The following is a 22,166-nucleotide window of genomic DNA, read 5'->3' as shown; positions in this document are numbered from 1 at the left end:
TCATCGTTCCTTGACTGTGGTGAGAAGAGCTTGGCTGCAGGGCGTCATGCGGTTTCAACCGCCTTGCCCAGATCATTCGCAGGCGAAGCGCCGGCCGCCATTCCGACTGACGTCAACGCGCCGGCCTTGGACAACCGCAACGAGACCAGCGCAGCGACTGCCGACAGTGCTGCCGTCAACAGCAGCACCGCGGCATAGCCGGCCGCCATCGTGTTCGCGTTTGTGAGACTGCCTGCGCCGCCGAAGACCGCGACCGCCGCCGCAGCGCCCCAGGCCCATCCCAGCTGGCGCATGGTGTTGTAGACACCCGAGGCTTTCCCCATATCCGTCGGCGCGACGGAGCCGAGCACCGCACTCTGCACAGCCGGCATCGCCAACGCTATGCCGCCGCCTGCCAGCACCAGCGGCGCGATCCAGGCGCCGTAGCCATAGACGCTGCCGCAGAGGACCGACATCCACAGCAACGCCGCGCTCTGCAGCAGCAGGCCCGTCACCGCCGGGAGCTTCTCTCCGAATCGGCCGGCAGCGATCCCGCCGAGCGGCGCGACCGCGAACAGCGATAGCGTCCACGGCAGCATTCGTTCGCCTGCTCCCGACGCGCTCGCCTGCTGCACAATCGAGAAATACTGGGGCATGAAGATGAGCGTGCCTATCATGCTCATGAACATCAGCAGGCATGCGATGTTGCCTGCCCTAAACCGAGCCGAGGCCAGCAATCGGCTCGGCACGAGCGGAAACGTGCACAGACGCTGCCAGGCAAGGAAGGCGAGGGTCGCCGCCGCCCCTCCGGTCAGAGCGAGGAGCACGGCCGTGCCGGACCAGCCGGACGCATTGCCTTCCGAGAGGCCCCAAACGACGGCCGTCATTGCCGCGGTCAGCAGGGCCACGCCGGGCCAATCGATTGGAGCGGCGATGCGATCGTCGCGATCGAGGCGCAGCATCGCCAGCCCCGCCGTGCCGGCACAGAGCGGCAGATTGATCCAGAACACCCAGCGCCAACCGAGCGCATCCACCAGCAAGCCGCCGATAACCGGTCCGGACAACACGGCCAGACCCGTGAGCGCGCTGAACAGGCCCATCGCACGGGGGCGTTGAGCCGGAGTCACCGCTGCTCCGAGCAGGGTCATGGCGACCGGGACGAGCAACGCCGAGGCGGCACCTTGCAATGCGCGCGAGGCGATCAGCCATTCGATGCTGGTTGCCGCCGCGCAGCCCATCGACGACACCGCAAAAGCCGACAGGCCGAAGATGAAGATCGAGCGACGCCCGAAGCGATCGCCAAGGGCCGCGCCTGCCATCAGGAGCGCGGCGAAACTCAGGCTGTAGGCCGTCATCGTCCAGTGCAGCGCGGACAACGGTGCCGACAGGTCGCGACGGATTGCGCCCAGCGCCGTGGTCACGACCATGCCGTCCATGACGGCGATGAACGAGGCGGCGGCGGTCACGGCCAGCACCCAGCGCTGATGGCTCGTGAATCGTTCGATGGCCATTTTCCTCTCCTTGTTATGGACCTATCGGTCCACATTTTGTCAAAAAAAAATCAGCCCAAGGCATTCAGCGCCAGCGTGAGCGTTCTCTTGCGGATATCGGCTTCGAATCCGGCGCGCCCCAGCATCTGCAGTCCGTAAAGGTTCGCAACCAGAAAGGCCGAAAGTGCGTCTGGATCGGCGACGGAAGCGAATTCTCCTTCCGCCCTTCCTCGCAGGATTGCGTCACGGTAAGCCCTCTGCAGCTGCTCGAGTCCGCGACGAATGCGTGCGCGGACGGGTTGGTCGTGCCCCGCCAGTTCTGTCGCGCAAACTTGCAGGAAACAAAGCTTGGAGGATGGCGCAAGGCCCAGGATCTTCTCGAAGCTGCGAACGATCGCGGCACGTGCAGGCCCGCGCCGCAGGTCTTCGATATTCGCCTGCAGCACCGTGTCGATGTAGCGGTCGAGCGCGGCCAGCAGCATTTCATGTTTGCTGCCGAATGCCCCGTAAAGGCTGCTCTTGCTCAACCCCGTCTTTTCGAGCAGGTCGCCGAGCGACGTCGCTTCATACCCCGCGCGCCAGAACAGCTGGAGCCCGCTGTCGAGCACCTCGTCATAATCGAATTCTCTGAGCCGCGCCATTTTTTACGGACCGATTGGTCCGTAATTGATAGTCCCGAAAAACAAGACAGTCAAGCCACGCGAACGGCGGCAAGCCATGGAGCACGCGAGGCGCGAGAATGGAGCGCACCCAAGGTTAAGGTGCCTTGTGGCGCCCGCCGGCGCATTTAGCGGGCAATTTTGATGTGGCGGTCGTGCGCCACTCCCCCGAACTCTGCGCCGGAGTGGACTAACCACGGTATTGCATCGCCACGGCCCAAGCACCAGATGAACTTCGGGACGTAGGCACTCGTCACTCCGGGAGGGAGAGCGTGGCCAGCAGAAGGGCAAGCGAAGAGCTCCCCGTGATCGCGCGCTTCGACGTGCGCCGCCGCGACTATCTCGCGCCAGACGGCTCGGCAAAGCGGCCGCTCCCCGCCTTCACCACCGATTCCAAGCTGCTTGTCGCGCTGTATCGCGCCATGGTGCTGCTCCGGCACTTTGACCGAAAGGCTGTCGCATTGCAGCGCACCGGCCGGCTCGGGACCTATGCGGTCTCGCTCGGGCAGGAAGCAGTCTCGGTGGGGATTGCGAGTGCGATGCAAGATGAAGACGTGCTGGTCCCCTCGTATCGCGACAACGGTGCCCTGATTTGGCGTGGCGTCAAGTTGGAGGAAATTCTGTTGTTTTGGGGTGGGGACGAACGCGGCAATGACTTCTCGGGGCCGGTACATGATTTCCCGTTTTGCGTTCCTGTCGGATCTCAGGCGCCGCATGCCGCCGGCGTCGCGTATGCCTTCAAGCTTCGCAAAGAGCCGCGTGTCGCCGTCTGCATGTTCGGCGACGGCGCCACCTCGAAAGGCGATGTTTACGAGGCGATGAATTTCGCCGGCGTGCACAAATTGCCGATTGTATTCGTCGCCACCAACAATCAATGGGCCATATCGGTGCCGTTGCGGCTGCAGAGCGGGTCGGAAACGCTGGCGCAAAAAGCCATCGCCGCAGGCTTCACCGGCGAGCAGGTCGACGGGAACGACGTGGTGGCGCTACGCGCTGCGGCTGCAGAGGCCCTCGCCGCGGCCCGCGACGGCAGAGGCCCTCGCTTGATCGAGGCGGTCACCTATCGGCTCGGCGATCATACAACTTCCGACGATGCATCCCGCTATCGTTCGGCCGAAGACGTCCAGGTTCATTGGAAGCAGGAGCCGGTTGCGCGGCTCAGGTCTTATCTCGTTCGCCAAAAAATGTGGAGCAAGCGGGACGAGGAGCAACTGGCGGCCGAGTGCCATGAACGTATCGAGGCGGCGGTCGAGCGCTATTTGGCGACCGAGCCACGGCGTCCCGAGACTATGTTCGATCATCTTTATGCCGACCTGCCCGAGGCCTACGCCGCGCAACGTCGTGAACTCTCGGGAGAGAACGATGGCTGAGATAACGTTGGTCGAAGCCATCAACCTGGCGCTCGGACGCGCAATGGAGGATGACCCGAGCGTGGTCGTTCTCGGAGAGGATATCGGCGTCGACGGCGGCGTCTTCCGCGCCACCGTGGGCCTGCAGAAGCGCTTTGGAGCGGAGCGTGTTCTGGACACGCCGCTTGCCGAGCTTCTCATTAGCGGTCTTTGCGTCGGCATGGCGGCGCAGGGGCTCAAACCCGTCGGCGAGATCCAATTTATGGGATTTATCTATCCCTGCCTGGATCAACTGGTGAACCATGCATCGAGAATGCGCAATCGCACCCAGGGACGCCTCACCTGCCCGATGGTTCTGCGCACGCCACATGGAGCCGGCATTCGCGCGCCCGAGCATCATTCCGAAAGCACCGAGGCGATGCTCGCCCACATTCCGGGCTTACGAGTTGTCATGCCTTCGTCGCCGGAACGCGCATATGGTCTTCTCCTCGCAGCGATCCGCGATCCCGATCCGGTGGTGTTTCTGGAGCCAACACGGCTGTACCGCGCAGCGAAAGGCGAAGTGGAGGACAATGGCGAAGCCTTGCCGCTCGATCGTGCCTTTGTCCTGCGGGAAGGTCACGACGTCACGTTGATCAGTTGGGGCGCGGTTTTAAAGGAGACCATGGCCGCGGCCGATACGCTTTCCGCCGAGGGCATCGCTGCAGAGGTCATCGATCTTGCCACCCTGAAGCCATATGATGAAAGCACCGTGCTCGGTTCGGTCGCGAAGACCGGGCGCTGCGTGATTGTGCACGAGGCGGCACGCACCGGCGGATTTGGAGCAGAGATCGCCGCGACGATCGCGGAGCGTGGCCTGTCCTCGCTGCTTGCGCCGGTGACGCGTATCAGCGGTTACGACACCGTCATCCCTATGGCACGCCTCGAGCAACACTATATGCCTTCTGTCGAACGCATCACGACCGCGACACGCAAAGTGTGCCAATTCAGCTAAATCGGACGGACGTTGTCCCATGGGTCAGTTCGTGCTGCCGGACCTCGGCGAAGGGCTTGAAGAGGCGGAGATCGTCACCTGGCATGTCACGGAGGGCGATCACGTCGTCACCGATCAGCCGCTCCTCTCCGTGGAAACCGACAAGGCGGTCGTTGAGATACCATCGCCCTCGAGCGGACGCATCGCGCACCTGTTCGGCAACAAGGGCGATATCGTGAAGGTCGGCGCGCCGCTCGTCGAGTTTACCGAGGGCACCGAGCCGGATACTGGCACGATCGTCGGCGAACTCGGCAGGGAGGAACATCCGCCAGCCGCTGGAATTTCCCCCCAACCAGCGACCGGACAGCCTCGCGTGTTTCCAGCTGTGCGCGCACTCGCGCGCAAGCTCGATGTCGATCTTGAGACGGTGGAGGCAACGGGGCCCGGCGGCACGATCACGCGGGCCGATGTCGAACGGGCTGCGAAGAGCATGCCCGAATCCGGTTCCACTGAGCCCATGCGCGGCATGCGACGCGCGATGGCCCAACGCATGACGGCAGCCCACGCGCAAATCGTCCCCGCCACCGTGACGGATGAAGCCGATATCGACGACTGGCCGACAGGCGAGGACGTGACAATCCGCTTGGTGCGGGCCATCGCCATTGCATGCAAGGCAGAGCCCGCGCTCAATGCTTGGTATAATTCCACCACGGGAGAGCGTCGCCTGATTCCCCGCGTCGATCTCGGGATTGCCGTCGATACCGAAGGGGGACTAATCGTTCCCGTGTTGCGCAATGTCGCAGAGCGCAACGTCTCGGATTTGCGGGCCGGTCTCGACCGCCTGCGGACTGACGCAATCGCGCGCTCGATCCCGCCGGAAGAGCTGCGCGGCGCGACCATTACGCTGTCGAACTTTGGAATGATCGGAGGCCGGTTTGCCAATCTGATCATCGTGCCGCCGCAAGCGGCCATCATAGGAGCGGGGCGGATTTCCCCACGGGCGGTGGCGCATCGGGGCCAGCCTGCGGTGAGGCGCATGCTGCCCTTGTCGCTCACGTTTGACCATCGCATCGTGACCGGGGGCGAAGCCGCTCGCTTCCTGGTTGCACTCAAGTCGGATCTTGAGCTGATGTCGTGAAAGTCGATCACGGCATCGAGTTCCACCGTACCTGAGACGAGCGCTCCGCCAAGTGGTTTTGACGTCCCGGCGGTGGCGCGCCCCGTCAAAGGGCGTATAATTGCAATCGCCTGCGCGCAAAATGATCAACCTGCCGTGGAGGCGATCATGAAATATGTGCTGCTCGGAAATCTGAGCCCGGAGTGGGCAAGCAAGCAGTCGGAGCGAGTTGGCAAGGCCAAGGCGAAGCTCGACAAGCTTGGCATCAAAATCGAGTCGGTCCACTATACGCAGGGCTACTACGATTTCGTCGACGTCGTAGATGCCCCGAAGCCGGAGGCGGTCCTTGCGTTTTCGGTCTGGTACTCCAACCAGGGTCTGGGCCGGATCCAAAGCATGCCGGCCTTTGAGGCAAAAACCTTTGAAGCGGCGGTTAAGGACGCCGCGGGCTGATATCTGGGAAGTCGATCGTGCTCGGAGTTGAGCCACCCGTTGCACGGGTGGCGCTGAGGATCGAATTTTTGTCCGAGTGCCTCATCGCCGCGCCATGAGACGATCACGCACGGCGGCCACCCTCGCCATACCCGCTGTTCGGACCAGCTTGCGACAGGTGCTCCCAATCGAAAGGTCCGTTCTGGTGCGCAGTTTTGCAAGCTGTTGATTTGCTTGGTGCGCTCGGAGGGACTCGAACCCCCACGGTGTTACCCACTGCCACCTCAAGGCAGCGCGTCTACCAGTTCCGCCACGAGCGCTAGGAGATGCCGGCCTGAGGCTTGAAGGCTGGCCGGATCAGCGGCCGCCGATCTAACAAATCCATCAGAGGGATACAAGCCCGCAAAGGCCCCGAATTCCACAAGCTTGGCGGGAAATTCTCACCCGCCCGGATCGGCCCTATGGGTTACCCGCCGCCACTGCCGGCGCGGGCCGTTACCGTGTCCCCGGCGAGCGCGGCAGCATCTGCTTGACCTCGACCGCGATTCTGTTGCGGTCGACCAGCACGACGCCGGAGGCGACCGGCAGATTGTTGGCGAGCACCTTGACCTCGTCGGCCTCGGTTGCGTCCAGCTCGATGATGGCGCCGCGGGAAAGACGCAATACCTGATGGATCGGCATGGTGGTCGTCCCGAGGACGACCATGAGATCCACGGTGACTTTGTCGAGAGTGGGCACTGTCAGGACCGCCGCAACTTGAGACTTAGGACTTGGGACTCTTCATTTGCTCCCGAGATCATCACCACGTTATGGTTAGCCAATGGTTAATTCGCCTCCAAACCCCTGCCAAGACCAACGTCAGGACCTGCGTCAAGACCTCGATTTGACGTTGTTTTCCGCCGCAGGCGGCGAAGTCGTCGAATGGCGGATTTCGGACGCTCCGGTGCCCTATCCTGACGCTGTGGCCGCCATGGAGACGCGCGTTGCGGCGATTGCCGCCGGCGAGGCGCCGGAATTGGTCTGGCTGCTCGAGCATCCCCCGCTCTACACGTCGGGCACATCGGGCAAGGAGAGCGACCTGCTCGATGCCCGCTTCCCGACCTTCGCGACCGGGCGCGGCGGGCAGCTCACCTATCACGGGCCCGGCCAGCGCGTGGCCTACATCATGCTCGATCTCAAGCGACGCCGGCCGGACGTGCGAGCCTATGTCGCGAGCCTGGAGGAGCTGATCCTGCGCACGCTCGCCGCCTTCAATGTCCGCGGCGAGCGGCGCGAGGACCGGGTCGGCGTCTGGGTCAGGCGACCCGACAAGGGACCTGAGCACGAAGACAAGATCGCGGCGATCGGCGTCCGCCTGAAGCGCTGGGTCTCCTTTCACGGCATCGCCATCAATGTCGAGCCGGAGCTGTCGCATTTTGCCGGCATCGTGCCCTGCGGCGTCGTCGACCCCCGTTACGGCGTCACCTCGCTGGTCGATCTCGGCCAGCTCGTGACCATGGCCGACGTCGACATCGCGCTCAGGCAGGCGTTCGAAGAGCTGTTCGGACCGACCAAGGCGCTGGCGCCCGAAGCCTTGGCTTAGGCTGCCGCGCGATCGGGAGAAACCTCGAGCTTGCCAGCGATGTAGCGCCGCTCCTGGGTCAGGCCGCCAAAGCCGTAGGCGTCGCCCTTGACCTCGTCGACATGCAGATAAGTCTCGGGATGCAGCGGGCCCAGGATCTCGGCCATGCGCTTGAACATGGCGGCGAGATAGGCCGCTTTCTCGTCCTTGGTGTTGGTGCCCTCGGTGACGTGGATGTCGATCCAGTAGCTGGCGAGCTTCTGCTCGGCGAGCGACTTGCCGCCGGCGAACCAGTCGCCTGCCTCGACCGACTTCACGATGATGGCGGTGACCTTGGGGTCCTTGTGCAGGATTTTTGCAGTGAGCTCGGATACCGTGCTCGCGATATCGGCCTTCAGCGAGGGGGACTGGCGGGACGTGGTGTAGGACACGGTGATCAGGGGCATTGTCGTTCTCCTCGATATGCCGCGCAATGCGCGCGGCGTTGGTGAGAACCTAGACCTGCGGTCATCATTTTGGTATCTTATCTGTTCTGATATCAATGATAACGACTTGTAATGGCCGCCACACTCGACATCGCCACCGTCCAGGCCTTCCTGCTGGTCGCTGACCTTCAGAGCTTCACCCGCGCCGCCGAAGCGCTCGGCACGACGCAGGCCGCCGTCAGTCTCAAGCTGCAGCGGCTGGAGACCTTGCTGGACAAGCGCCTCGTCGAGCGCTCGCCGCGCGCAGTCCGCCTCACGGCCGATGGCGCCGCGTTCCTCGATCGCGCCCGCGCGCTGATGGAGGCGCATGATCGCGCGCTGTCGGGCGAGACTTCAGCCGCGCAGTCGCTTTCGCTCGGCATCTCCGATCACGCCGCTGGCCCCGAATTGGTGCCGCTACTCGAGCGCCTGAACGCCATGTCGTCCAACCTCACCCTCGCCGTCACCATCGGCTTCTCGCGCGAGATGCAGGATGCTTATGATGCAGGCGAGCTCGATGCGGTGATCGTGCGCCAGGAAGGCAGCCGCCGCGGCGGCGAGAAGCTGGCGGAGGACGGGTTCGGCTGGTTCGCGTCACGTCGCTTCACCGTGCCGAAGGGAGAGCCATTGCCGCTTGCAACCCTTGCCCCGCCCTGCGGCGTCCGCGCCGTCGCCGTGCGCGCGCTCGACAAGTCCGGCATTGCCTGGCGCGAACGCTTCGTCGGCGGCGGCGTCACCGCGGTGGTCGCGGCCGCGCTTGCCGGCCTTGCGATCGCGCCGCTGGCACGGCGGATCGCGCCGCCCGGCCTGGTCGACATCGGACCCGCGCAGAGGCTGCCGAAGCTCGGCAGCTCGAAAGTCATGCTGCATTCGAAGATCAGCGATCCCGCCAAGCTGGCGGCCTTGCGTGCCGTGGCGGCAACATTCCGGAGCGCACCTGCTTGACGATCACGCGTGGGCTTCAGCGGCCTTGGCCTGCATACGGGGCGGGAACATCTGTCCAAAAATGTCGCAACATCCGGGAACCAATCTCGCGCATGCCGCGTTTGCTCCCGTCGAGGCGGGGTCCCGGGAATGACCGAAAAGTTCAGTCAACAGAGAGACCTGTTCGAGAGCGAGCGCAGTTTTCGGCTGTTGGTTGAGGGGGTTGCCGACTACGCCCTCTACATGCTTGACCCCAACGGGATCATCACCAGCTGGAACATCGGCGGCGAACGCATCAAGGGTTACTCCCCCGAGGAAATCCTCGGCCAGCATTTTTCCCGTTTCTACACCGAGACCGACCGCGCCAATGGCAAGCCGGCGCGGGCGCTCGACATCGCGCGGGAAAAGGGCCGATACGAGGAGGAAGGCTGGCGCGTCCGCAAGGACGGCACGTTCTTCTGGGCGAGCGTCGTCATTGACCCGATCTACGAGGACGGCAGGCTGATCGGCTTCGCCAAGATCACACGCGACATCACAGAGCGCCGCAATGCCCAGCTCAAGCTCGAGGCGATGCAGAAGCAGCTGGCCGAGTCGCAGAAATTCGATGCGCTCGGACAGCTCACCGGCGGGGTCGCCCACGACTTCAACAATCTCTTGATGATCATCAGCGGCAGCCTTCACATCCTGAAGAAGGGCGCCGCCGACGACCCCAAGCTCGAGCGCGCCATTTCGGCGATCGAGACCGCGACCAAGCGCGGCGCAGCGCTGACCAACCAGCTTCTCACCTTCGCGCGGCGGCAAAGCGTCAACCCGCAGGCAATCGATTTTGCCGAACGCGTCGCGGACATCCGCGAGGTGCTCGACGCGGGCGTCGGCAGCTCCGTGCGTCTCGCTTTCGACATCCCCTCCGACATCTGGCCGATCAAGGCCGACGTCTCCGAGCTCGAGACCGCGCTGCTCAACCTCGTCATCAATGCCCGCGACGCGATGCCGGACGGCGGAACAGTGACGATCGGCGCGCGCAACGTCGTCCTGAACGAGGCGCCGCTCGTCGGCGATTTCGTCGCAATCGACGTCCGCGATACCGGGTTCGGAATTCCTTCCGACGTTCTCGACAAGATCTTCGAGCCGTTCTTCACGACCAAGCCGATCGGAAAGGGCACGGGCCTCGGCCTGTCGCAGGTCCACGGCTTCGCCCACCAGGCCGGCGGCACGGTGAAGGTCGCCAGCGAGCTCGGCAAGGGCACGACGTTCACCATTGTCCTGCCGCGCGGCACAGATGTGCCGTCGCGGGAGACGCCGGGAACGGCATTTCGCGGCAGCGGCACGGTGCTGCTGGTCGAGGACAATCCCGATGTCGCGCTGGTCAGCATCGGTCTTCTGGAGCAGCTCGGCTACCAGGTGCGCCGTGTCGCCGATGCCGAAGCGGCATTGCGCGAGATTGAGAGCGACGGCGTCGACTTCGTGTTCTCGGACATCGTCATGCCCGGCAAGATGGACGGCCTCAGCCTCGCCCATCACCTCCGCCAGATCCGTCCCGGCCTGCCGATCCTGCTCGCCACCGGCTACAGCGAGGTCGCCGCCGGCGTGCGCGGCGATTTCCCGATCCTGCGCAAGCCCTACGAGATCCACGAGCTGAGCGAGGCGATCGCCAAGCTGCCGCGGTGAGCACACCGACAGCACCTACACCGTCGGCAACACCGAAAACTTCTCCCCTGCCCTGCGCAAATTCAGCTCATCCACGCTTGCGGTCTCACTGGTGACATTGTCGACGCGTGAGGACGGCGGGCCGTGGCGGCACAGCGCGACCATGTCGGCAACGTGCGTCGGCGCGCCGGCGAACAGCGCTTCCACGCTGCCGTCACGGCGGTTGCGGACCCAGCCTTCGAGGCCACACGCGGTGGCCTGGGACTCCACCCAGGCCCGGTAACCGACGCCCTGCACACGGCCGCGGATCATGACCTGGAGAATTACCCGGCTCATGGCTTCGATCCGAGCAAATCGGCGCTGCGCGCCTTGACCGCGGCCTCGCGCGTAACGCGGGCCATCAGCTCCGACGACGCCAGGCCCTTGAGGCTTCTTGGCGCCATGCCCTCGCGCAACGCCTTCTGCGTCTCGTAGACGGCTTGCGTCGCGGCGGCGATCGGCGCATGGCCCTGCAGCGCGATGCGCACGCGCTGACCCTGGAGATAATCGAGCCCGCTCAAATCCTCCGACGCGCCGCCGAGCACGATCGGCAGGCGCGTGGCGAAGACGATGGCCTCGAGCTCGGCGCGCGACTTGATGCCGGTGAAAAACAGCGCATCGACGCCGGCCGCCTCATAGGCCTGGGCGCGGCGAACCGCATCATCGATCGAGGTGATCGCAGCTGCGCCCGTGCGGCCCATGATGACCAGCGAGGGATCGCTGCGGCCGCCAAGCGCCGCCTTCATCTTGCCGACGCCTTCCTCCAACGAGATCAGTTGCGCCTTCGTCTCACCGAATGCGGCGGGCAACAGCGTGTCCTCGATGGTGAGGCCGGCCGCGCCAGCCGTCTCCAGCTCCTGCACCGTGCGGCGCACGTTCAGTGCATTGCCATAGCCGTGATCGGCATCGACGAGCACCGGCAGCGCCGAGGCCCGCGACATCCGCCGCATCTGCTCGGCGAGCTCGGTGAGGGTGATCAGCGTGACATCGGGATCGCCGAGCACGGCGAGCGAAGCCACCGATCCGCCGAACATGCCGAGCGGAAAGCCGAGATCCTCGGCAATGCGGATCGAGATCGCGTCATAGACCGAGCCGGGATGGACGCAAATTGTGCCCGACAGGATGGAGCGCAGTTTTTCGCGGCGGGAACGAAAGGCCATGGTTGCCTCACTCTCAATTCCTCATCCTGAGGAGCGCGCTCTTGCGCGCGTCTCGAAGGATGAAGGCCCGGCGGTTGGCCTCGCCCTTCGAGACGCCGCGCAGGCGCGGCTCCTCAGGGTGAGGGTCTAATATTGCGCTTTGCCACGCTCACGCAAACTCCAGGATCAGCGCGTCCACCGCGAGTGTCGCGCCCGCGCTGGCGTGGATCTTCTTCACGGTGCCGTCCTGCTCGGCGCGCAGCACGTTCTGCATCTTCATGGCTTCGACCACAGCCAGCGTCTCGCCGGCCTTGACCTCCTGCCCCTCGTTCACCGCGATCGAGACCACGAGGCCCGGCATCGGGCAGAGCAGCTTCTTGCCGCTGTCGGAGGCCGTCGTCACCGGCATCAGCCGCGCCGAGGTCGCTTCCGCTTCAGTCCAGACATAGACCGGGACCTCGACGCCCTGATGCGCGAGGCGGATGCCGTTGGCGATCGGCCGCGCCTGCACGGCGACGAACTGCCCGTCGATCGTGCCCTGCCAGACCGGATCGCCCGGCTTCCACGCCGACTGCAGCAGATGCGTATTGCCGGCCTTGCCGTCGGCGTCGATGAAGCGGATCGCAATCGCCTCGCCTTCGCGCGCGACCTCGAGCAGGATCTCCTGGCGGTCGAGCCAGACCGCGCGACGCCGTTCGCGCTGCACGACGCGGCCGCCCATCTGGCCGGAGATCTGCCGCTTGCGCTGGCCCAGCACGTGATCGATCGCGGCGCCGACCGCGGCGATGCGACGCGCGACCTCGCCTTCGGGCACGTGCACCGCAAAGCCCTTGGGGAATTCCTCGGCGATGAAGCCGGTCGAGAGCCTTCCCTCGCGCCAGCGCGGATGATGCATCAATGCCGACAGAAACGGGATGTTGTGGCGGATGCCGTCGACATAGAACGAGTCGAGTGCAGTCGCCTGCGCCTCGATCGCAGCCGCGCGCGAGGGCGCATGCGTGACGAGCTTGGCGATCATCGGATCGTAATGGATCGAGATCTCGCCGCCCTCCTGCACGCCGGTATCGTTGCGGATGGTGATGCCGTCCTTGCTGGCCTCTGCGGGCGGACGATATTTCACGAGCCGTCCGATCGAGGGCAGGAAGTTGCGGAACGGATCTTCCGCGTAGAGGCGCGATTCCACCGCCCAGCCGGTCAGCGTGACGTCCTTCTGCGCGATGGCGAGCTTCTCGCCGCTCGCGACGCGGATCATCTGCTCGACGAGGTCGACGCCGGTGACGAGCTCGGTGACGGGATGCTCGACCTGAAGGCGCGTGTTCATCTCCAGGAAGTAGAAGCTCTTGTCCTGGCCTGCGACGAATTCGACCGTGCCGGCGGAATCGTAGTTCACGGCCTTGGCCAGCGCGACCGCCTGCTCGCCCATCTTGCGGCGGGTCGCCTCGTCCAATAGCGGCGACGGCGCTTCCTCGATGATCTTCTGGTTGCGGCGCTGGATCGAGCATTCGCGCTCGCCGAGATGGATCACGTTGCCGTGCTTGTCGCCCAGCACCTGGATCTCGATGTGGCGGGGATCGACGATGAACTTCTCGACGAAGACGCGGTCGTCGCCGAACGAGGCCTTGGCCTCTGCCTTGGCGAGGTTGAAGCCCTCGGCGACCTCGGCCTTGGAATGGGCGATGCGCATGCCCTTGCCGCCGCCGCCGGCGGAGGCCTTGATCATGACGGGGTAACCGATCTCGTCGGCGATGCGGACCGCGTGCTTGTCGTCCTCGATGACACCGAGATAGCCCGGCACAGTCGAAACTTTTGCTTTTGCGGCGGCCTTCTTGGACTCGATCTTGTCGCCCATCGCCGCAATGGCGGCCGGATTGGGGCCGATGAAGACAATGCCGGCGGCTTCCAGCGCGCGTGGAAACGCTTCGCGCTCGGACAAGAAGCCGTAGCCGGGATGCACGGCCTCGGCGCCCGTCTTGCGGCAGGCCTCAACGATCTTCTCGATCACCAGGTAACTCTCGGCCGCGGCCGGCGGGCCGATCAGCACCGCCTCATCGGCCATCTCGACATGGAGGGCATCGCGGTCGGCCTCGGAATAGACCGCGACCGTCTGAATTCCCATCTTGCGGGCAGTCTTCATGACCCGGCAGGCGATTTCGCCGCGATTGGCGATCAGAATGCGTTTGAACATGCTTTTCTTGAGTCTCGACCTTGGGCGGGACCCTTCCCTGGCCGTTCGGGCCTATGGGAGGGGCCGTGTGGCTCCCGTGGTACATCAAAATGGGCCGGAGGCAACGGTCTAAATCGGGCCGCCTTCGGCGTACCAGCGCAAGACCGAAATGGGCCCGGCGCGCCCGCCGTGCGGTATCCCTAGGGCTTTCCAGCCTTGGCCGCGTCCCGGACCAGGTCATGAATGAAGCCCAGTTTGCCGACCACCGCGGGCGACAGGATGAAGGGATAGAGATCGCGCAGGCCCATGGCGCGGTTGACGCTGTTCATGGCGAAGGTGAAGGGCAGCCATGCGTTCACCAGCGCCTCGACATCCCTGGCCTCGTACGGATTGAAGCGGATGCGCGCGGTCAACTCCCCGTCGCGGTCGACCTTGGGGCGCACCTCCATGCCGAACTCGGCGGCCATTTCCAGGGTATCGACGATGTGGAGGTAGTGCGCCCAGGTCTCGGCAAAATCCTCCCAAGGGTGGGTCGTGGCATAGGCAGAGACGTAGTTCTGCTGCCAGTCCGGCGGCGGTCCTTCCGCATAATGGCGCTGCAGGGCCTCGCCATAATCGGCGCTATCGTCGCCGAAGACGGCGCGGCACTGGTCAAGCTTGCCGCCATCGCGCACCAGCACGTCCCAGAAATAGTGGCCGACCTCATGGCGAAAGTGCCCGAGCAGCGTCCGATAGGGCTCACCCATCTCGAGCCGGCGCCGCTCGCGTTCGATGTCGTCGGCCTCGGTCAGCGCGATCGTGATCAGGCCGTTGTCGTGGCCGGTCATGACCTTCTCGCCGCTGTGCGGATCGTCGGCGAGGAAGTTGAAGATCAGGCCATGCTCGGGATTGTCCTGGCGGGTCTGGAGTGGCAGCTTCCAACGGATCAGGGAATAGAATAGACGGTGCTTGGCCACCTCCAGCTCGCGCCAGCCGGCGAGCTGCGCCGGATCCGAGAGGTTCGGCACCGTCCCGTTGTGGCAGCAGGCGCGGCAATAGCCGGTGCTATCGCCTGCGTCGGTCAGCCAGTTGCAGGCGTCGTGCTCGGCATTCCGGCACAGCATCCGGCTTTCGTCCTTGTCGGCGATGATCCTCCATGCCCCTCCGTCGGCCTCGATCGCTGACATCGTCTCCTTCTCGGGCAGGAAGGCGACCCGGCGGCCGCAGTGTTCGCAGGCGCGGTTCTCGAAATAGAGGACGTTGCCGCAGGCCTGGCAGACAAACAGCTTCAAGATTTAGCCTCATGGGAAGGGAAAGTTATGAGAGAGCTGGCGCCTGGCGACGACGCCTCAATCAGCGGATCGTTCCAGTATCCGGAACAAATTGCCAGACCGGACGTTGCCACCGCGCATTTCCCCGCGTTCAGACACGCGCCCCTGTTTCCCGGCACCACCTGCGCTCTAAACAATGGCCATCACGCTCCGTCTGTGTGAATATCGGTCCGGCACGTGCGCACCTGCATGACAACGGCCGATGCCTTGAACGATCCCTTGCCCGAGACCATCGCCGCCGAAAGGCTGCGCCAGCACCTCGAAGACGTCGCGCGCGAGCGCGATAACGCCTATCGCGCGCTGCAGGAGCGCGAGGCCGAGCTGGTGCGCATCCAGCGCATCGGCAAGGTCGGCGGCGTCGAGGTCGATTTCCGCGAAGGCTTCAAAAACCGTCGCTCGCCCGAATATCTGATGATCCACGGCCTTCCGCCGGAAGCCGCCGAGGAGTCGCACGAGGATTGGGTCAACCGCATCCATCCCGACGACCGCGACGCCACCGTCAAGCATTTCTTCGAAGCTCTCGCCGGAGCGAGCGAAGACTATAGCGCCGAATACCGCATCATCCGCCCCAGCGACGGCGAGACCCGCTGGATCCGGGTGGTCGCCAAGATCGAGCGCGACAAGAACGGCCGCGCCATCCGGCTCGTCGGCGCCCATATCGACATCACCGATCAGGCCTTGGCACGCGAGACGCTGCGCGAAAGCGAGGAGCGCTTCCGGCTGATCGCCGACAGCGCGCCGGTGCCGATCTGGGTCACCAAGCTCGACCGCAAGCGGTCCTTCGCCAACCAGGCCTATGTCGACTTCGTCGGCCTGCCCTACGAGCAGGCCATCGACTTCGACTGGCGCAAGGTGCTGCACCCCGACGACCTGCCGCACGTGCTGCAGCAATCCGTCGCGGGTGAAGCGTCCCTCAAGCCCTTCGTGCTGGAAGCGCGTTACAAGAACGCCAGCGGCGAATGGCGCTGGCTGCGCTCGGAATCGCAGCCGCGCTGGGATGCGACCGGCAAGCATATCGGCTTCATCGGCGTCGCCCACGATGTGACCGTGGCCAAGCAGGCCGAGATCGAGCTCCGGCGGCTGAACGAGACGCTGGAAGAGCGCATCGCCGAGCGCACCGCCGAGCTCGAAGCCAACGAGGCGCGGCTGCGCGCGATCCTGGAGACCAGCAATCAGTATCAGGGTCTGGTCAATCTCGAGGGCGAGCTGGTCTACGCCAACAAGACCGCGCTCGCCGGCATCAAGGCGAATTCCGCCGATGTAATCGGAAAGCCGTTCTGGGAAACGCCCTGGTTCACCGCCACGGACGGCATGAGTGCCGCCGTGCGCGAAGCCTTCGAGACGGTGCTCAAAGGCGAAGCCGTGCGGCTGGAGATGCGCCTGCATCTTCCCATCGGCGACCGCGATTTCGACTTCGGCATGCGGCCCGTGCTCGACCGCCACGGCAACATCACCGGCGCTGTGCCCGAAGCCGTCGACATCACCGAGCGCCGTCTCGGCGAAGAGGCGCTGCGCCAATCGCAGAAGATGGAGGCGATCGGCCAGCTCACCGGCGGCGTCGCCCACGACTTCAACAATCTCCTCACCATCATCCGCTCGGCAACCGATTTCCTGCGCCGGCGCGAGCTGCCGGAGGAGCGCCGCCGCCGCTATGTCGATGCCATCTCCGAGACGGTTGAGCGCGCCTCCAAGCTGACCGCGCAGCTTCTCGCCTTCGCGCGCCGGCAACCGCTGAAGCCGCAGATCTTCAACGTCGGCAGCCAGGTCGAGGGCGTGGCGCAGCTGGTCCGGCCGCTGGTCGGCGCCCGCATCGAGATCGCCGTGGAGGTTCAGGACGCCGATTGCTTCACGGTGGCCGACGTCGCCCAGTTCGAGACCGCGCTGATCAACCTCGCCATCAACGCCCGCGATGCCATGGACGGCGAAGGCCGCCTCACCATTGCCGTGCGCAAGGTCTCCGGAATTCCGAGCCTGCGCGCACAATCGGCGCGCGGCGGCGACTATGTCGCGATCTCAGTCGCGGACACCGGCAGCGGCATCGCGCCGGAACATCTCGACTCGATTTTCGAGCCGTTCTTCACCACCAAGGAGGTCGGCAAGGGCACCGGCCTCGGCCTGAGCCAGGCCTTCGGCTTCGCAAAGCAGTCCGAGGGCGACATTGCGGTGACGAGCACGCAAGGTGAAGGTGCCACCTTCACCATCTACCTGCCGCAGGCGCGGAGCCCCGCCACGGAGAAGGAAGCCGCGGCGCTGAGCCACGAGGCGGCCACGACCGGGCGTGGCTGTCGCGTGCTCGTGGTCGAGGACGACGACGAGGTCGGCCGCTTCTCCACCGAACTCCTGGAGGATCTCGGCTATGTCGTCCGCCGCGTCGCCGACGCGAACGCGGCACTGGCGATCCTCGGCGACAACGAATTTGCCGTCGATCTCGTCTTCTCCGACGTCATCATGCCCGGCATGAACGGGGTCGAGCTCGCCGGCATCATCCGCGAGCGCTATCCGGGCCTGCCCGTGGTGCTCACTTCCGGCTACAGCAACGTGCTCGCGGAAAACGCGCACCGCGGCTTCGAGCTGATCCAGAAGCCGTATTCCGTGGAATCGCTGTCGCGCATCCTGCGCAAGGCGATCTCGGAGAAGCTGTCGGTGGCAAGATAAGGTGCGAGCGACACTCACAATGTCGTCCCGGCGAAAGCCGGGACCCATAATCACGAATGGGTGTGTGGCGAAAGATTGCCAATGACCATCTCGTGTCACACTTCTCCCTGGGGGTATGGGTCCCGGCCTTCGCCGGGACGACGCCGAGTGTTAGGCTCCGGTTACCGGCATAACGACGATTCAGCCGCGCGCATCAGGAAGTTCATGAAACCCGCCCTCCTCTCCGCCTGGCAGACCTGGGCGCTGCTGTCCGCCTGCTTTGCGGCGCTGACCGCGATCTTCGCGAAGGTCGGCGTCGAGAACATCAATCCGGATCTCGCCACCTTCATCCGCACCGTCGTGGTGCTGCTCGCCTTTTCGGTGCTGCTATTCTTCACCGGACAATTCGTCGTACCCTCGGCGGTCTCGCCGCGAACCTGGCTGTTCCTGGTGCTGTCGGGACTAGCGACCGGTGCCTCGTGGCTCTGCTATTTCCGTGCGCTGAAGCTTGGCCCCGCAACGCTGGTCGCGCCGATCGACAAGCTCAGCGTCGTGCTGGTCGCCCTGTTCGCCTTCGCCTTTCTCGGCGAGCGGCCGACGGCGCAGGGCTGGCTCGGCATCGCCATGATCGGCGCCGGCGCGGTGCTGCTGGCGATCAAGTTTTGAGGCTGGCGGTTCTACCCGGCGCGCGGTAGTCAGGAGCGGATTCTGGAGATTGACTTGCCGACCGTGCCGTCTGATGCCATCTGGGCCTGGAGCATCATCGTCGCCGCCACCGGAGGCGTCATCATCCGCCCCTTTCGCATGCCGGAGGCGATCTGGGCCGCGATCGGCGCCGCCGCTCTCGTGCTGCCCGGCTTCCTATCGTGGCAGGATGCACTCACCGGCATCGAGAAAGGCGTCGACGTTTATCTCTTCCTGATCGGCATGATGCTGATCGCCGAGCTGGCGCGGCTCGAAGGCCTGTTCGACTATCTGGCCGCGTTTGCGGTCGAGCATGCACGCGGCTCCCCGCAGCGGCTGTTCCTGCTGATCTATCTCGTCGGCACGCTTGTGACGGTGCTGCTCTCGAACGATGCCACCGCGATCGTGCTGACGCCGGCCGTCTATGCCGCGACGCGCGCGGCCGGCGCAAAACCGCTGCCCTATCTCTTCGTCTGCGCTTTCATCGCCAATGCCGCGAGCTTCGTGCTGCCGATCTCCAATCCGGCCAACCTCGTCGTGTTCGGCAAGAACATGCCGCATCTGGGGACTTGGCTGCGCCAGTTCGCTCTGCCGTCGCTTGCCTCGATTGTTCTCACCTATATCGCACTACGCCTTGCCTTGCACCGCGAGTTGAAGGACGAAACCATCGAAACGCAAGTGCCTCATCCCAAACTCAGCCGCGGCGGCCTGTTGACGGCCTATGGCATCGGTGCCATCGGCATCGTGCTGATCTGGGCCTCGGCCCTCGATTTGCAATTGGGTCTGCCGACCTTCATCTGCGGCGTGACGACCGCGGCGATCGTGTTGCTGATCAACCGTCAATCGCCTTTGCCCGTGCTGCACGGTGTCTCCTGGAGCGTGCTGCCGCTCGTCGGCGGGCTCTTTGTCATGGTCGAAGCGCTGGTGAAGACCGGCGTGATCGCGCAGCTGAGCGCGCTGTTGCACCAGGCGGTGGCGCAGTCCGTGACGAACGCCGCCTGGAGTGTCGGCATCGCCACCGCGCTCGCCGACAACATCGCCAACAACCTCCCTGTCGGTCTCGTCGCCGGTTCGGTCGCCGCCAGCGATCATCTGCCCGCGCCGGTCGTCAGTGCCATCCTGATCGGCGTCGATCTCGGCCCCAATCTGTCGGTCACTGGCTCGCTCGCCACCATTCTCTGGCTGGTCGCGCTCCGGCGGGAGAAGATCGAGGTCGGCGCCTGGCCGTTCCTCAAGCTCGGCCTCCTGGTGACGCCGCCAGCTCTGATTGCGGCGTTAGCCGCCGCGATCAGATAGTGTGCGGGTTCAGTCGTTCTCGTAGCCATAGACTTCCGGCAGGATGAAGATTGCCGCGAGCAATCCGATCAGCGGGAAGATCGCGACGAACAGCGTGGCGTTGGCCTGCCCGATCGCGGCGAACAGCGAGGGAAACAGGAAAATCGCCAGGAACGACGGCAGCTTCACGAACATGTAGGCGAAGCCGCTGGCGGTGCCGCGATATTGCGGCTTGGCGACCATGGTCGGGATCGTCATGCAGTTCGAGGCGTCCCAGTAATGGCCCCACAGCATGCCGGCGGCCGCAAACGGCAGCAGCATCTTGTTGTCGGTGTAGAGCGCGAAGGCCGCAAACAGCAGCGATACCAGCACGATCGAGAAGCCGGCGATCGAGATGCCACGGTGGCCGATCTTCGGTGTCAGCAAGGGTCCGACCCAGCCCGACAGCCCCGCGAAGGCAAACAGCGCCATTGTCACCAGATTGTTGCCGAGAATCGACGACACGCCGACCATCGCGAACAGCACCGGCAGGTAGAACGCGAAGGTCGAGAACTCGCTTGCTTGCATGAAGCAGGCGATCCACCCGTAGACCGTTGCGCGCCAGCGGATCGGATCCTTCTTGAGGTCGGCGAGGAACGCGCGGGTCGAGACCTTCGGCACCTTGACGTCCTGGTCCGGCAGCATGTCGAGGTTGTCGTTGAACATCTCGCGCGCGACCTGCTTGGCCTCGCGGTAGCGGCCCTTCTGCACCAGCCACACCGCCGTCTCCGGCACGTCGTGACGCATGATCAGGATGATCAGCGCCGGCACCGCACCGAGACCGAGCGTCACGCGCCACAGCATCTCGTGATTCATGTCGATCAGCAGGAAGATCACGATAACGCCGATGGTGAGCACTTCACCGACGGCGAACATGAACTGCCAGCGGTTGCCCATGACCTCACGCTCGCCCTTGGCCATGGATTCCATGATGTAGGTGTAGCCGGTCGAGATGTCGGAACCGAGGGGAATGCCGAGCAGGAAGCGGATGACGACGAGCCAGGCAACGTTCGGCACGAAGGCCTGCGCCAGCGCCAGCACGATGAACAGCACCATCGTGACCAGGAACATCACGCGGCGGCCGATCTTGTCGGACAGCCAGCCGCCGAGCAGCGCGCCGATCAGGGCGCCGCCTTGCGTGCCCGCAGCGGCAAGGCCGAGCATCAGCGGATCGGGATTGTACTGCTCCTTGATGAAGATCAGCACGAAGGCGATCGAATAGAGGTCCCAGGCCTCGACCAGGATGGAGGCCATCATCAGCCAGCCGACCTTGTTGCCCTTGGGGCTGTAGTTCGTGATGAGGTAGCGGACCGCGGCTTCGCTCGCGGTCGCTTGTGGCATCGCCATCGTTGACATTCTTCTTCCTTTCTTCAGAACTCTCTAAAAGCGCGATGAGATCAGGATCTCATCGCGCTTTAGCTTGTTGTCTTGAGCATCACCTCTTCGGAAAACCGCTGCACACTTTCGGATCGTGCTCTACGCGCCGAGCAGCGGCTCGATGCTGCAATCGAGCAGGCGCGGATCGATCCCCGCCTCCATCCCTGAGAACATCTCGCCCATGTAGTCGATCAGTGCGTCGCTCGCCTTCACCGCGTCCTCGACGCGGCGGTTGGCGACGGCTGCAAGGATGGCGAGATGGTGATCGATCGTGCCTGACAGATCCGCCTGCCCGGGCATGAAGCGATGATGGATGTAGCCGATGCGGCGATACAGCGTGTGCAACGGCCGCAGCGTGTGCACCAGGAATGGCTCGCCGGCGGCCTCCAGCACCAGCGCGTCGATACGGCGGTCGAGATGATTGAATTCGTCGAGGGTCAGGCTGGCGCGGCGCTCGCGCAGCAGACGCTCGATGTGCAGCGCCTGATTGCGGTGGGAAAGACTGGCGCGATCCGCCGCGAGGCGAATGACGAAACGCTCCATATCGCGGCGCAGGCCGAGCAGCATGCGTTCGCGCGCCAGATCGATCGGCGCGATGGTGAGGCCATGACGCGGGCGGATAATGATGAGGGTGTCGGCGGAGAGACGATTGACGGCATGATGCACCGGCGTGCGGCCAAAACCGGTGATGTGCTGCAATTCCAGCATGGTCATGAACTGGCCTGGCTTGAGCTCGCAATGAACCAGGAGCTCTTCGATCCTTTGATAGGCCAACTCGAAGAAGTTGAGACGATTGCTACGGGAGCGCCGGCCTCCGCCGTCATCCTCGTCTTTCACCACCTCGAGCGCGCGCTTGCGTCGTGCCATGTCGTCCTCCCGTCAGCCCGCGCTCTCGTTGCAGGATGGCGCG

At 64.5% G+C, this 22,166-nt stretch carries 20 protein-coding genes and 1 tRNA gene; 10 read left to right on the top strand and 11 right to left on the bottom strand.

The genetic code is table 11. The features are described 5' to 3' along the window. Positions 1-44: 44 nt before the first annotated feature. Both HZZ13_RS10610 and HZZ13_RS10605 read right to left on the bottom strand, forming a co-directional pair. Positions 45-1,490, bottom strand: a complete 1,446-nt coding sequence (locus HZZ13_RS10610; protein ID WP_197959560.1) for an MFS transporter — start codon at positions 1,488-1,490, stop codon at positions 45-47. 50 nt (positions 1,491-1,540) lie between these two features. Continuing rightward, positions 1,541-2,110, bottom strand: coding sequence for a TetR/AcrR family transcriptional regulator (locus HZZ13_RS10605; RefSeq protein ID WP_197959559.1), 570 nt, complete (start codon positions 2,108-2,110; stop codon positions 1,541-1,543). A gap of 323 nt (positions 2,111-2,433) precedes the next feature. On the opposite strand from HZZ13_RS10605, the gene pdhA reads away from it, so the two are divergent. From pdhA to HZZ13_RS10585, 4 genes are all read left to right on the top strand, one after another. Continuing rightward, positions 2,434-3,498, top strand: a complete 1,065-nt coding sequence (pdhA, locus tag HZZ13_RS10600) for a pyruvate dehydrogenase (acetyl-transferring) E1 component subunit alpha (protein WP_311972621.1) — start codon at positions 2,434-2,436, stop codon at positions 3,496-3,498. After that, positions 3,491-4,471, top strand: a complete 981-nt coding sequence (locus tag HZZ13_RS10595; protein ID WP_197959557.1) for an alpha-ketoacid dehydrogenase subunit beta — start codon at positions 3,491-3,493, stop codon at positions 4,469-4,471. Before pdhA ends, HZZ13_RS10595 begins: the two co-directional genes overlap by 8 nt. A gap of 19 nt (positions 4,472-4,490) precedes the next feature. Next, positions 4,491-5,588, top strand: coding sequence for a dihydrolipoamide acetyltransferase family protein (locus HZZ13_RS10590; protein ID WP_197959556.1), 1,098 nt, complete (start codon positions 4,491-4,493; stop codon positions 5,586-5,588). A gap of 147 nt (positions 5,589-5,735) precedes the next feature. Further along, entirely contained in the window at positions 5,736-6,020 is a 285-nt protein-coding gene (locus HZZ13_RS10585) for a GYD domain-containing protein (protein WP_197959555.1), read from the top strand. Between the two features lie 214 nt (positions 6,021-6,234). Here the strand turns inward: HZZ13_RS10585 and HZZ13_RS10580 are convergent. After that, positions 6,235-6,319 (bottom strand) — tRNA-Leu (locus HZZ13_RS10580). Positions 6,320-6,494: 175 nt separating this feature from the next. Continuing rightward, positions 6,495-6,737 (bottom strand): FliM/FliN family flagellar motor switch protein, encoded by a 243-nt coding sequence (locus HZZ13_RS10575; RefSeq protein ID WP_018647371.1) that lies wholly within the window; start codon positions 6,735-6,737, stop codon positions 6,495-6,497. 82 nt (positions 6,738-6,819) lie between these two features. Between HZZ13_RS10575 and lipB the strand changes: the two genes are divergently transcribed. Next, positions 6,820-7,581, top strand: coding sequence for a lipoyl(octanoyl) transferase LipB (lipB, locus tag HZZ13_RS10570; RefSeq protein WP_197959554.1), 762 nt, complete (start codon positions 6,820-6,822; stop codon positions 7,579-7,581). On the opposite strand, the gene HZZ13_RS10565 is transcribed toward lipB, so the two are convergent. After that, positions 7,578-8,006, bottom strand: a complete 429-nt coding sequence (locus HZZ13_RS10565) for a tautomerase family protein (protein ID WP_197959553.1) — start codon at positions 8,004-8,006, stop codon at positions 7,578-7,580. The two genes, lipB and HZZ13_RS10565, sit on opposite strands and share 4 nt — an antisense overlap. A 111-nt stretch (positions 8,007-8,117) precedes the next feature. Between HZZ13_RS10565 and HZZ13_RS10560 the strand changes: the two genes are divergently transcribed. Both HZZ13_RS10560 and HZZ13_RS10555 read left to right on the top strand, forming a co-directional pair. Continuing rightward, positions 8,118-8,969, top strand: coding sequence for a LysR family transcriptional regulator (locus HZZ13_RS10560; protein ID WP_197959552.1), 852 nt, complete (start codon positions 8,118-8,120; stop codon positions 8,967-8,969). A 129-nt stretch (positions 8,970-9,098) separates the two neighbouring features. Continuing rightward, positions 9,099-10,616 (top strand): PAS domain-containing hybrid sensor histidine kinase/response regulator family protein, encoded by a 1,518-nt coding sequence (locus HZZ13_RS10555; protein ID WP_197959551.1) that lies wholly within the window; start codon positions 9,099-9,101, stop codon positions 10,614-10,616. Between the two features lie 15 nt (positions 10,617-10,631). Here the strand turns inward: HZZ13_RS10555 and HZZ13_RS10550 are convergent, their stop codons facing one another. The 4 genes from HZZ13_RS10550 to HZZ13_RS10535 all read right to left on the bottom strand — a co-directional run bounded on the left by HZZ13_RS10550 (position 10,632) and on the right by HZZ13_RS10535 (position 15,208). Next, entirely contained in the window at positions 10,632-10,931 is a 300-nt protein-coding gene (locus tag HZZ13_RS10550) for an acylphosphatase (RefSeq protein ID WP_197959550.1), read from the bottom strand. Next, on the bottom strand, positions 10,928-11,794 hold the full coding sequence (locus HZZ13_RS10545) for an isocitrate lyase/PEP mutase family protein (protein ID WP_197959549.1): 867 nt from the start codon (positions 11,792-11,794) through the stop codon (positions 10,928-10,930). The genes HZZ13_RS10550 and HZZ13_RS10545 overlap by 4 nt, the downstream gene beginning before the upstream one ends. Before the next feature lie 148 nt (positions 11,795-11,942). Then, complete coding sequence (locus HZZ13_RS10540; RefSeq protein ID WP_197959548.1) at positions 11,943-13,958, bottom strand: acetyl-CoA carboxylase biotin carboxylase subunit; 2,016 nt, start codon at positions 13,956-13,958, stop codon at positions 11,943-11,945. A gap of 179 nt (positions 13,959-14,137) precedes the next feature. After that, positions 14,138-15,208, bottom strand: coding sequence for a zinc-binding metallopeptidase family protein (locus tag HZZ13_RS10535; protein ID WP_197959547.1), 1,071 nt, complete (start codon positions 15,206-15,208; stop codon positions 14,138-14,140). Between the two features lie 216 nt (positions 15,209-15,424). Here HZZ13_RS10535 and HZZ13_RS10530 point away from each other — a divergent pair, with 216 nt between their 5' ends. The 3 genes from HZZ13_RS10530 to HZZ13_RS10520 all read left to right on the top strand — a co-directional run bounded on the left by HZZ13_RS10530 (position 15,425) and on the right by HZZ13_RS10520 (position 19,861). After that, complete coding sequence (locus HZZ13_RS10530; RefSeq protein WP_197959546.1) at positions 15,425-17,902, top strand: PAS domain-containing hybrid sensor histidine kinase/response regulator; 2,478 nt, start codon at positions 15,425-15,427, stop codon at positions 17,900-17,902. Positions 17,903-18,106: 204 nt separating this feature from the next. Then, positions 18,107-18,547, top strand: a complete 441-nt coding sequence (locus HZZ13_RS10525; protein ID WP_197959545.1) for an EamA family transporter — start codon at positions 18,107-18,109, stop codon at positions 18,545-18,547. Positions 18,548-18,610: 63 nt separating this feature from the next. Beyond that, on the top strand, positions 18,611-19,861 hold the full coding sequence (locus HZZ13_RS10520; protein WP_197959718.1) for an arsenic transporter: 1,251 nt from the start codon (positions 18,611-18,613) through the stop codon (positions 19,859-19,861). Between the two features lie 9 nt (positions 19,862-19,870). On the opposite strand, the gene HZZ13_RS10515 is transcribed toward HZZ13_RS10520, so the two are convergent. Together HZZ13_RS10515 and HZZ13_RS10510 are read right to left on the bottom strand one after the other, a co-directional pair. Further along, complete coding sequence (locus tag HZZ13_RS10515) at positions 19,871-21,235, bottom strand: MFS transporter (RefSeq protein ID WP_197959544.1); 1,365 nt, start codon at positions 21,233-21,235, stop codon at positions 19,871-19,873. Positions 21,236-21,355: 120 nt separating this feature from the next. After that, positions 21,356-22,123 (bottom strand): GntR family transcriptional regulator, encoded by a 768-nt coding sequence (locus HZZ13_RS10510; RefSeq protein ID WP_197959543.1) that lies wholly within the window; start codon positions 22,121-22,123, stop codon positions 21,356-21,358. Positions 22,124-22,166: the final 43 nt, after the last annotated feature.

The organism is Bradyrhizobium agreste, from assembly GCF_016031625.1.
GTDB classification, from domain to species: Bacteria; Pseudomonadota; Alphaproteobacteria; order Rhizobiales; family Xanthobacteraceae; genus Bradyrhizobium; species Bradyrhizobium agreste.
Note: the sequence above shows the minus strand (reverse complement) of the source record. Positions and strands in the feature narration are given on the sequence as shown.

What these genes read in the sequence shown, in the direction of transcription:
- HZZ13_RS10515 (WP_197959544.1), bottom strand. Translation starts at nt 21,235, where the DNA reads ATGTCAACGATGGCGATGCCACAAGCGACCGCGAGCGAAGCCGCGGTC.
- HZZ13_RS10565 (WP_197959553.1), bottom strand. Translation starts at nt 8,006, where the DNA reads ATGCCCCTGATCACCGTGTCCTACACCACGTCCCGCCAGTCCCCCTCG.
- HZZ13_RS10595 (WP_197959557.1), top strand. Translation starts at nt 3,491, where the DNA reads ATGGCTGAGATAACGTTGGTCGAAGCCATCAACCTGGCGCTCGGACGC.
- HZZ13_RS10585 (WP_197959555.1), top strand. Translation starts at nt 5,736, where the DNA reads ATGAAATATGTGCTGCTCGGAAATCTGAGCCCGGAGTGGGCAAGCAAG.
- HZZ13_RS10605 (WP_197959559.1), bottom strand. Translation starts at nt 2,110, where the DNA reads ATGGCGCGGCTCAGAGAATTCGATTATGACGAGGTGCTCGACAGCGGG.
- HZZ13_RS10550 (WP_197959550.1), bottom strand. Translation starts at nt 10,931, where the DNA reads ATGAGCCGGGTAATTCTCCAGGTCATGATCCGCGGCCGTGTGCAGGGC.
- HZZ13_RS10525 (WP_197959545.1), top strand. Translation starts at nt 18,107, where the DNA reads ATGAAACCCGCCCTCCTCTCCGCCTGGCAGACCTGGGCGCTGCTGTCC.
- HZZ13_RS10610 (WP_197959560.1), bottom strand. Translation starts at nt 1,490, where the DNA reads ATGGCCATCGAACGATTCACGAGCCATCAGCGCTGGGTGCTGGCCGTG.
- HZZ13_RS10510 (WP_197959543.1), bottom strand. Translation starts at nt 22,123, where the DNA reads ATGGCACGACGCAAGCGCGCGCTCGAGGTGGTGAAAGACGAGGATGAC.
- HZZ13_RS10560 (WP_197959552.1), top strand. Translation starts at nt 8,118, where the DNA reads ATGGCCGCCACACTCGACATCGCCACCGTCCAGGCCTTCCTGCTGGTC.
- lipB (WP_197959554.1), top strand. Translation starts at nt 6,820, where the DNA reads ATGGTTAATTCGCCTCCAAACCCCTGCCAAGACCAACGTCAGGACCTG.
- HZZ13_RS10590 (WP_197959556.1), top strand. Translation starts at nt 4,491, where the DNA reads ATGGGTCAGTTCGTGCTGCCGGACCTCGGCGAAGGGCTTGAAGAGGCG.
- HZZ13_RS10555 (WP_197959551.1), top strand. Translation starts at nt 9,099, where the DNA reads ATGACCGAAAAGTTCAGTCAACAGAGAGACCTGTTCGAGAGCGAGCGC.
- HZZ13_RS10540 (WP_197959548.1), bottom strand. Translation starts at nt 13,958, where the DNA reads ATGTTCAAACGCATTCTGATCGCCAATCGCGGCGAAATCGCCTGCCGG.
- HZZ13_RS10545 (WP_197959549.1), bottom strand. Translation starts at nt 11,794, where the DNA reads ATGGCCTTTCGTTCCCGCCGCGAAAAACTGCGCTCCATCCTGTCGGGC.